Here is a 9,037-nt window from a genome sequence, read left to right on the forward strand (position 1 = left end):
ACGGTGCCGGATACGGCGCCCCCCTCTCCCGACCCTCGCTGACGCGAGGCCCACCCTCCCCCGCAGAGGGGGGAGGGAGCATGCGCGGTGCGCGCGCCCAGGACACAAGGCTCTCACCCCATGCTGAGCCTCAGCTTCACGCCGCTGCTGCCCTGGCCGGTGCTCGCGGTGCTCGCCGTCGTCGTGGTGCTGTTCGCGGTCCTCGCCTTCCTGGCGCGCGGCCGCACGGCGATCCTACGGGCGCTGGCGCTCGGCCTGGTGCTCGCGGCCTTGGCCAACCCCGCGCTGGTGCGCGAGGATCGCGAGCCGGTGAAGGACATCGCCGCGGTGATCGTCGACCGGTCCGGGTCGCAGGCGCTCGGCGATCGGCCGGCGGTGACCGACCAGGTCCGGGCCGAGCTGCAGCGACGCTTCGGCGCGCTGGCCAACATCGAGCCGCGCTTCATCGACGTGCCGGACGCCGCCGGCGACGACGGGACCAAGCTGTTCACCGCGCTCGGGCAGGCGCTCGCCGACGTGCCGCCGGAGCGGCTGGCCGGCGTCGTCATGCTCACCGACGGCGTGGTCCACGACATCCCGGCCTCGCTCGCCGCGCTCGGCATCAAGGCGCCGCTGCACGTGCTCGTCACCGGCCACCCGGACGAGCGCGACCGGCAGATCAAGCTGCTGGAGGCGCCGCGCTTCGGCATCGTCGGCAAGGACCTGACGATCCGGGCCGAGGTGATGGAGCGCGGCGGCACCGGCTCGGCCGTCGTCGCCCTGCGCCGCGACGGCGAGGAGATCGGGCGGCGCACCGTGCCGACGGACAAGCCCTTCGACCTCACGGTCAAGATCGAGCACGGCGGCCCGAACGTCGTCGAGATCGAGGTCGAGCCGTTGCCGGGCGAGCTGACCACGGTCAACAACCGCGCCGTGCTGCCGATCGAGGGGATCCGCGAGAAGCTGCGCGTGCTGCTGGTCTCCGGCGAGCCGCACCAGGGCGAGCGCACCTGGCGCAACCTCCTGAAGTCCGACGCCAACGTCGACCTGGTGCACTTCACCATCCTGCGCCCGCCGGAGAAGCAGGACGGCACGCCGATCTCCGAGCTGTCGCTGATCGCTTTCCCGACGCGCGAGCTGTTCGTCCAGAAGATCAAGGATTTCGACCTGATCATCTTCGATCGCTACGCCAACCAGAGCGTGCTGCCCTCGGCCTACTTCGACAACATCACCCGCTACGTCCGGGAGGGCGGCGCGCTGCTGATCGCGGCGGGCCCGGAATTCGCCGGCCCGGCGAGCCTCGCGCGCACCCGGCTCGCCGGCATCCTGCCGGGCGACCCGAACGGGCGGGTCGTCGAGCAGCCCTACAAGCCGACGGCGACGGCCACCGGCAACCGTCATCCGGTGACGCGGGCGCTGCCCGGGGGCGACGCCACGCCACCGGCCTGGGGCGACTGGCTCCGCATCGTCGCGGCGCAGCCGCGGGCCGGCAACCAGCCGCTGCTGTCGGGCGCCGAGAACCTGCCGCTGCTCGCGCTCTCCCGCGAGGAGAAGGGCCGCGTCGCCTTGATGCTGTCCGATCACGCCTGGCTCTGGGCGCGCGGCTACCAGGACGGCGGCCCCTATCTCGACCTGCTGCGCCGCCTCGCGCACTGGCTGATGAAGGAGCCGGCGCTCGAGGAGGAAGCGCTGCGTGCGCAGATGACCGGGCGCGGCCGCGAGGTCCGCGTCGAGCGCCAGACCATGGCGGAGGCGACCGATCTGGTCACCGTCACGAGCCCGACCGGCAAGGTGAGCACCCTGACCCTGAAGCCCTCGGAGCCGGGACTGTTCGGCGCGACCTTCGAGGCGACCGAGCTCGGCCTGCACACCCTGCGCTCGGGCACGCTGGCCGCCTTCGTCAGCGTCGGCCCGCCGAACCCGCGCGAGCTCGCCGACGTGTTCAGCGATACCGAGCGCCTGAAGCCGGTGGCCGACGCCTCCGGCGGCTCGATCCGCCGGGTGGCGGACGCGTCGGGGGCCGTCGCGGTGCCCCGCCTCCAGAGCGTGCGCGGCGGCCGCCTCTCCGGCGCCGACTGGATCGGCTTCCGCCCGAGCGACAGCGCGGTGATCCGCGGCGTCGAGGTGTATCCCCTGGCGCTCGGGCTGGCAGCCCTGGCGCTGCTGGCCGCGGCCGTGCTGGCGATGTGGCTGGTGGAAGGCCGGCGCGGGCGGGCGGCGTAGGCGACGAGTTCTCGCGTCGATATCGAAGCATCAGCGCGTTTCCCTCCCCCCTCTGCGGGGGAGGGAAGAGGCGGTGGCTTCACTCCTGCTCGCGCCGAGGATCACCTCAGCAGCCGCTCAGCCGCGCAGATCCGAAAAGAACCGCGCGATCTCGGCCGCTGCCGCGTCGGGCTTCTCCCGATGCGGGAAGTGCGCCGCGCCGGGGAACGGCGCGAGGTCGAGGTTAGAAAAATAGTCCGGCAGGCGGTCGGTCCAGGCGTAGGGGAAGAGCGGCGAGGAATCGCCCCAGCGGATGCAGGTCGGGACCGCGATGGGCTTCGGCGCGGGCGCCTCGCCGCGGATCATCGCGAGCCGCCCTTCGTTCTGGCTGAGATACCAGTCGAACCCGCCCTGCAGGTTGCCGGGCGCGAGGAAGTTGTCGACGAAGGCGTCGAGCACGTCGTCGAAGGCGTGCGGGTTCGGGCCGGACCAGTGCCGCAGGATGCCGCCGATATAGGTCCGGCAGGCCTCCCGCGAAGAGCCGACGAGATCGGCCGCGTAGGGCATCAGGTGGAAGGACTGGTACCAGATCTCGCGCAGCTTCTCGGGCGCGCCGAGGCGCGGGCCGATGCCGCCGTAGGGGCAGTCGAAGAAGAACAGCTTCCGCAGCCGCTCCGGCGCCATGTGCCCGAGCCCCTGCGCGACGTAGGCGCCGACGTCGTGCGAGACCACGCCGACGCGGGCGACGCCGAGCGCGTCGAGGAGGGCGAGGATGTCCTGCGCGTGGACCTTGACGCCGACCCCGTCGTTCGGCGCCGCATCGGGCTTCCCGGTCGCGCCGAAGCCGCGCAGGTCCGGCGCGATGCAGGTGAAGCGGTCCGACAGCCGCGCCATCACCGGCTCCCAGGTCAGCCAGAATTCCGGCCAGCCGTGAAGCAGCAGCAGCGGCGGGCCGCTGCCGAGCCTGGCGACGTGCATGTCGAGGCCGTTCAGCGGGATGGTGTCGTGGCGGATGCTCGGCATCGCGGTTCCTGTCCTGATCGGCTCCAACGCTCCGGAGGCCGTCGGGTTGTCGCCGGGCCGGCAGGGCGTGCGCGGACGCGCCGGGTTGGCGTGGCGGTGCGGTCCGTCCTAAGCAGGCGGGAACGGCCCGCCGAACGGCCGATCACCGACGAACCGGAGACTGCCCCCTCGTGACAGCGCATCCCGTGATCGGACGATTGTTCGCAGGCACCTTGGCCGCCGCCCTGGCGTTCGCCTGCCTCGCAGGACCCGCGGGCGCGCAATCCGAGCCGGCGCCGCCGGCGGCGGGTGCCGGCTGGGTGCACGCGGTGACGCTGATGGGCCAGCCGAAATACGGCCCGGACTTCAAGCATTTCGACTACGCCGACCCGGCAGCCCCCAAGGGCGGCCTCGTGCGCCTCGGGGCGCAGGGCGGGTTCGACAACTTCAACCTCGTGGTCTCGGGCCTGAAGGGCGACCTGGAGGGCGGGATCGCGCTGCTCTACGACACGCTCACCACCGAGTCGCTGGACGAGCCCTTCACCTCCTACGGGCTGCTCGCTGAGGCGCTGCGCGTCGCGCCCGACCTCGGCTCGGTGACCTACCGCCTGCGCGAGGCCGCGAAGTGGCACGACGGCGTCGCGATCACCCCCGAGGACGTGGTCTGGTCGTTCGAGACCTTCAAGGCGAGCAGCCCGTTCTACGCCGCCTACTACCAGACCGTGGCCAAGGCCGAGGCCACGGGCCCGCGCGAGGTGACCTTCACCTTCTCCGAGACCGGCAACCGCGAGCTGCCACAGGTGATCGGGCAGCTGCGCGTGCTGCCCAAGCACTGGTGGACGGGCAAGGATGCGCAGGGGCGCCCGCGCAACGTCACGGAGACGACGCTAGAGCCACCGCTCGGCTCCGGCCCGTACAAGCTGGAAAAATTCGATCCCGGCCGCTCGGCGACCTACACCCGCGTCGCCGACTACTGGGGCAAGGACCTGCCCGTGAATGCGGGGCGCAACAACTTCAGCACTCAGCGCTACGAGTACTTTCGCGACGGGACGGTGCTCGTGGAGGCGCTGAAGGGCGACCTCTACGATTTCCGCGTCGAGAACATCGCCCGCAACTGGGCCACCGCCTACGACGACGTCCCCGCGGTGAAGGACGGGCGCCTGATCAAGGAGGCCTTCCCCGATCGCGGCAACGGCAACATGCAGGCGTTCATCTTCAACACGCGCAGGGACAAGTTCAAGGACCCGCGGGTGCGGCGCGCCTTCAACCTCGCGATGAACTTCGAGGAGATGAACCGCGCGTTGTTCTACGGCCTTTACAAGCGCATCGACTCGTACTTCTACGGCTCCGAGCTCGCCGCCTCCGGCCTTCCCGAGGGCGAGGAGAAGGCGCTGCTGGAGACGGTGAAGGACAAGGTGCCGCCCTCCGTCTTCACCGCGCCCTACAAGAATCCGGTGAGCGACACGCCCGAAGCCGTGCGCACGAACCTGCGCGAGGCGGTGCGCCTGCTGCGCGAGGCCGGCTACGAGCAGCGCGACGGCCGGATGGTGAACAAGGCCACGGGCGAGCCGCTCACCGTCGAGTTCCTCGAGTTCCAGAACACCTTCGAGCGGGTGATCCTGCCGTTCTCGGCGCAGCTGAAGCTCATCGGCATCGGCACCACCCTGCGGGTGATCGACCAGGCGCAGTATCAGAACAGGATGCGTAACTTCGAGTTCGACGTCACCACCGGCTCCTGGCCGGAATCGCTTTCCCCCGGCAACGAGCAGCGCGAGTACTGGGGCTCGGCCTCCGCCGACAAGCCGGGCTCGCGCAACCTCATCGGCATCAAGGATCCCGCGATCGACGCGCTGATCGAGACGGTGATCTTCGCCAAGGACCGACCGGGCGTCCTGACGGCGACCCACGCCCTCGACCGGGTGCTGCTCGCCCACGAGTTCGTCGTGCCGCAATGGGCCTCGAACGTCTCGCGGACGGTGCGGTGGAACCGCTTCGCGCACCCCGCCGTGCTGCCGCTCTACGGCTCGTCCGGCTTCCCGACGACCTGGTGGTACGACGCGGCGGCGGCCGCCAAGACCGGGGCGCCGCGTTGAGCGGCGTCTCCCGCCGCACCCTGGTCCTCGGCGCGGGCGCGCTGACGGCCGGCGTGGCCCTTCCCGGCGCGGCGGCCGCGGAAAGCCAAGCTTCGCACGGCCTGTCGAGCTTCGGCGAGCTGAAATACCCCAAGGACTTCCAGCGCTTCGATTACGTGAACCCGATGGCGCCCAAGGGCGGCCGCTTCTCGTCGCAGCTGAGCCAGACCTTCGGCAACCAGGCGCCCGACACCTTCAACACCCTGAACGCCTACGTGCTGCAGGGGGAGGGGGCCGCCGGCATGAACCTCACCTTCGACAGCCTGATGGTGCGGGCGCTGGACGAGCCGGACGCGCTCTACGGCCTCGTGGCGCGCGCGGTGACGGTGTCCGAGGACGGGCTGGCCTACACCTTCGCCCTGCGCCCGCAGGCGCGGTTCCACGACGGTTCCAAGCTGACGGCGAAGGACGTCGCCTTCAGCCTCACGCTGCTGCGCGAGAAGGGCCACCCGGAAATCTCGGAGGTGATCCGGGACATGACGGATGCGCGGGCGCTCGACGACGAGACCGTCGTCGTCCGCTTCGCCCCCGGCCGCGCCCGCGACCTGCCGCTCGCCGTGGCGCAGCTGCCGATCTTCTCGGCGGCCTACTACGCCAAGCGCGACTTCGCGGCCTCCAGCCTCGAGCCGCCGCTCGGCTCGGGGCCGTACCAGGTCGGCCGCGTCGACGTCGGCCGCGCGATCGAGTTCGAGCGGGTGCGCGACTACTGGGCCGCGGACCTTCCGGTGATGGTCGGGCAGAACAACTTCGATGCGATCCGGTACGAGTATTTCCGCGATCGCAACGTCGCCTTCGAGGCGTTCAAGGGCGGCGCCTTCACCTTCCGCGAGGAGTTCACCGCGCGGGTCTGGGCCACCGGCTACGACTTCCCGGCGGCGACAGAGGGCCGTGTGGTGCGCACCACCGTGCCGGATGCCCGTCCCTCCGGCACGCAGGGCTGGTGGATCAACACCCGCCGGCCCCAGTTCCGCGATCCGCGGGTGCGCGAGGCGATCGGCCTGTGCTTCGACTTCGAGTGGACGAACAAGAACATCATGTTCGGCGCCTACACGCGCACGGCCTCGTTCTTCGAGAACTCCGTCCTGAAGGCGACCGGCACGCCGTCCCCGGACGAGCTGGCGCTGCTCGAGCCCCTGCGCAAGGACCTGCCGGCGGAGGTGTTCGGCGAGCCGTGGACGCCGCCGGTCTCGGACGGGTCGGGGCAGGACCGCACGCTGCTGCGGCGGGCCGACGCGCTGCTGCGCGAGGCCGGCTGCACCCGCGACGGCGGCCTGCTCACGCTGCCCGGCGGCAAGCCGTTCGAGATCGAGTTCCTCGATTCGAGCCCGGCGCTGGAGCCGCATACCCATCCCTTCATCCGCAACCTCGGCCTGCTCGGGATCAAGGCGACGATCCGCACGGTCGACGCCTCGCAATACCAGTCGCGTCTCAAGGACTTCGACTTCGACATGACCTCGCGGCGCTACGCCAGCGGCGTCACGCCCGGGGCGGAGCTGCGCGAGACCTACGGCTCGCGCTCGGCCGCCACGGCGGGCTCCAACAACCTGTCGGGCATCGCGAACCCGGCGATCGACGCGCTGCTCACCGCCATCGCCGACGCGAAATCCCGCGACGCCCTGAACGCCGCGTGCCGGGCGCTGGACCGGGTGCTGCGCGCCGGGCGCTACTGGGTGCCGATGTGGTATGCCGGCACGCACAAGCTCGCGCTCTGGGACGTCTACGGCCATCCGGCGGAGGGCCCGAAATACGATCTCGGCGCCCCGGCCGTGTGGTGGTTCGACGCCGACAAGGCCAAGCGGATCGGCCGGAACTGACGCGCGGCGCCGGACCGCCGAGCCCCGGCCCTCGGGCCGTCGGCGACACAGGAGACACCTTCGTTGCTCGGCTACATCCTGCGCCGCATCGGCCTGATGATCCCGACCCTGTTCGGGATCATGCTGATCACCTTCACCATCGTGCAGTTCGCCCCGGGCGGGCCGGTGGAGCGGGTGCTCGCGCAGATGCAGGGGCAAGGCGACGGCACGCTCTCGCGCGTCACCGGCGGCACCGGCGACCTCGGCGGCGCGAGCCGGCCGGCCTCGGGCGGCGAGGCGAGCTCGCGCTACCGCGGTGCGCAGGGGCTGAGCCCCGACTTCATCGCAAAGCTCGAGAAGCAGTTCGGCTTCGACAAGCCGGCGCCCGAGCGCTTCGCCAAGATGCTGTGGGACTACGTCCGCTTCGATTTCGGCCGCAGCTACTTTCGCGACGTCACCGTCATCGAGCTGATCAAGGAGCGACTGCCGGTCTCGATCTCGCTCGGCCTGTGGATGACGCTCCTGTCCTACGCGATCTCGATCCCGCTGGGCATCCGCAAGGCGGTCTCCGACGGGGCCCGCTTCGACCGCTGGACCTCGTTCGTCGTCATCGTCGGCTACTCCGTGCCGGGCTTCATGTTCGGGCTGATGCTGATCATCCTGTTCTCCGGCGGCTCGTTCTTCCAGTGGTTCCCCCTGCGCGGGCTGACCAGCGAGGGCTGGGAGACGTTCTCGACCTGGCAGAAGATCGGCGACTACGCCTGGCACATGGTGCTGCCGCTGACCGCCCTGGTGATCGGCGCCTTCGCGACCTCGACGCTGCTGACCAAGAACTCGTTCCTCGACGAGATCCGCAAGCAGTACGTGCTCACCGCCCGGATGAAGGGCCTGTCGGAGCGACGGGTGCTCTACGGCCACGTCTTCCGCAACGCGATGCTGATCGTCATCGCGGGCTTTCCCGGAGCCTTCATCTCGGCCTTCTTTACCGGCTCGCTGCTGATCGAGACGATCTTCTCGCTCGACGGCCTCGGCGAGCTCTCGTTCCGGGCAATCGTCGGGCGCGATTATCCGGTGGTGTTCGCCACCCTGTACATCTTCTCGCTGCTCGGGCTGGCGGTGAACCTGCTCTCCGACCTGATCTACGTCTGGATCGACCCGCGCATCGACTTTTCCGCCCGCGCCACCTGAGCGGCAACGATCAGGTCAGCGGCGACCAGGCCTCAGGGAGGCCGATGCTGGAGACGGCCTCGGCGATGTGGTCGGGGCCGCCCTTCGGCGGCCAGTGCCCCGAGCCCTGCGCCGCGCGGCGCAGGGACGCCCGCTCCCCCAGGCTCGGGAAGCCCCAGATGTGGGTGATCCGCGGCGCGCCGTCGAGCGCGTACAGGTTGGTCACGAGGTGGTCGGTGTAGGGCTTGGCCGGCGGCACGGCCGCCTCCCAGGCGTCGAGCGTCGGCGGCAGGCCGCCAGGCTTCAGGCGGTAGGTGCGGAACTCGTAGACGCCGCCGCGGGCGCCGGTGCGCACCGGCGGCAGGAACGGAAAGGCGGCGTAGCTGTCCATCTCCAGGGCGGTCGCGACGCCGCCGGCGTTGAACGGGCTCGCGCTCATGAGGGCGCGACGGCGCTCGGCGCTCATGTCCTCCGGCGCCTCGAAGCCGCGCAGGACCAGGAGCCGGCCGAGCATCCCGATCTCGGTGCGCCAGCTCCCGAGCACGCTGCCGCCGGCCTCGGGCGCGCCGACCCAGGCCGCTGCCCCCTCGGAGGCGCGATCGAGCGCGTTCAGGGGGCATGAGAGCGCGGCGAGTTCGTAGAGCATGCCCATCGGCCTCCGGCTGATCAGCCGGGGATATGGGGCCGCGCGCCGTGCGGGCCCAGCACCCGCCCGACCGTCGCGCGCAGCGCGTGGCGGCTGCGATACCCCACCGCCGCCGC

6 protein-coding genes are annotated in these 9,037 nt (G+C 71.0%); 4 read left to right on the forward strand and 2 right to left on the reverse strand.

Annotated elements, in window-relative coordinates:
- Nucleotides 1-120: 120 nt before the first annotated feature.
- Nucleotides 121-2,202 carry a hypothetical protein gene (locus tag FV230_RS19660; RefSeq protein ID WP_147843586.1) on the forward strand — a complete coding sequence of 694 codons (2,082 nt, stop codon included), beginning with the start codon at nucleotides 121-123 and terminating at the stop codon, nucleotides 2,200-2,202.
- A gap of 117 nt (nucleotides 2,203-2,319) precedes the next feature.
- Here the strand turns inward: FV230_RS19660 and FV230_RS19665 are convergent, their stop codons facing one another.
- Nucleotides 2,320-3,204: an alpha/beta hydrolase gene (locus FV230_RS19665; protein ID WP_147843587.1), complete on the reverse strand. Its 885-nt coding sequence runs from the start codon at nucleotides 3,202-3,204 to the stop codon at nucleotides 2,320-2,322.
- Nucleotides 3,205-3,374: 170 nt separating this feature from the next.
- On the opposite strand from FV230_RS19665, the gene FV230_RS19670 reads away from it, so the two are divergent.
- From FV230_RS19670 to FV230_RS19680, 3 genes are all read left to right on the forward strand, one after another.
- The gene (locus FV230_RS19670) at nucleotides 3,375-5,276 is read left to right on the forward strand and encodes an extracellular solute-binding protein (protein ID WP_147843588.1); all 1,902 of its coding nucleotides are present in this window, start codon (nucleotides 3,375-3,377) and stop codon (nucleotides 5,274-5,276) included.
- Complete coding sequence (locus tag FV230_RS19675; RefSeq protein ID WP_147843589.1) at nucleotides 5,273-7,129, forward strand: extracellular solute-binding protein; 1,857 nt, start codon at nucleotides 5,273-5,275, stop codon at nucleotides 7,127-7,129. The genes FV230_RS19670 and FV230_RS19675 overlap by 4 nt, the downstream gene beginning before the upstream one ends.
- Before the next feature lie 63 nt (nucleotides 7,130-7,192).
- The gene (locus FV230_RS19680) at nucleotides 7,193-8,296 is read left to right on the forward strand and encodes a microcin C ABC transporter permease YejB (RefSeq protein ID WP_147843590.1); all 1,104 of its coding nucleotides are present in this window, start codon (nucleotides 7,193-7,195) and stop codon (nucleotides 8,294-8,296) included.
- Nucleotides 8,297-8,306: 10 nt separating this feature from the next.
- Here the strand turns inward: FV230_RS19680 and FV230_RS19685 are convergent, their stop codons facing one another.
- A complete protein-coding gene (locus tag FV230_RS19685; protein WP_147843591.1) occupies nucleotides 8,307-8,921 on the reverse strand; it encodes an NIPSNAP family protein in 615 nt (204 codons plus the stop codon).
- Nucleotides 8,922-9,037 lie beyond the last annotated feature (116 nt).

It is taken from the genome of Methylobacterium sp. WL6 (assembly GCF_008040095.1).
In the GTDB taxonomy this organism is placed as follows: Bacteria; Pseudomonadota; Alphaproteobacteria; order Rhizobiales; family Beijerinckiaceae; genus Methylobacterium.

Excerpts from the sequence above, each read along its gene's own strand:
- FV230_RS19685 (WP_147843591.1), bottom strand. The coding sequence starts at position 8,921 with ATGCTCTACGAACTCGCCGCGCTCTCATGCCCCCTGAACGCGCTCGAT.
- FV230_RS19660 (WP_147843586.1), top strand. The coding sequence starts at position 121 with ATGCTGAGCCTCAGCTTCACGCCGCTGCTGCCCTGGCCGGTGCTCGCG.
- FV230_RS19665 (WP_147843587.1), bottom strand. The coding sequence starts at position 3,204 with ATGCCGAGCATCCGCCACGACACCATCCCGCTGAACGGCCTCGACATG.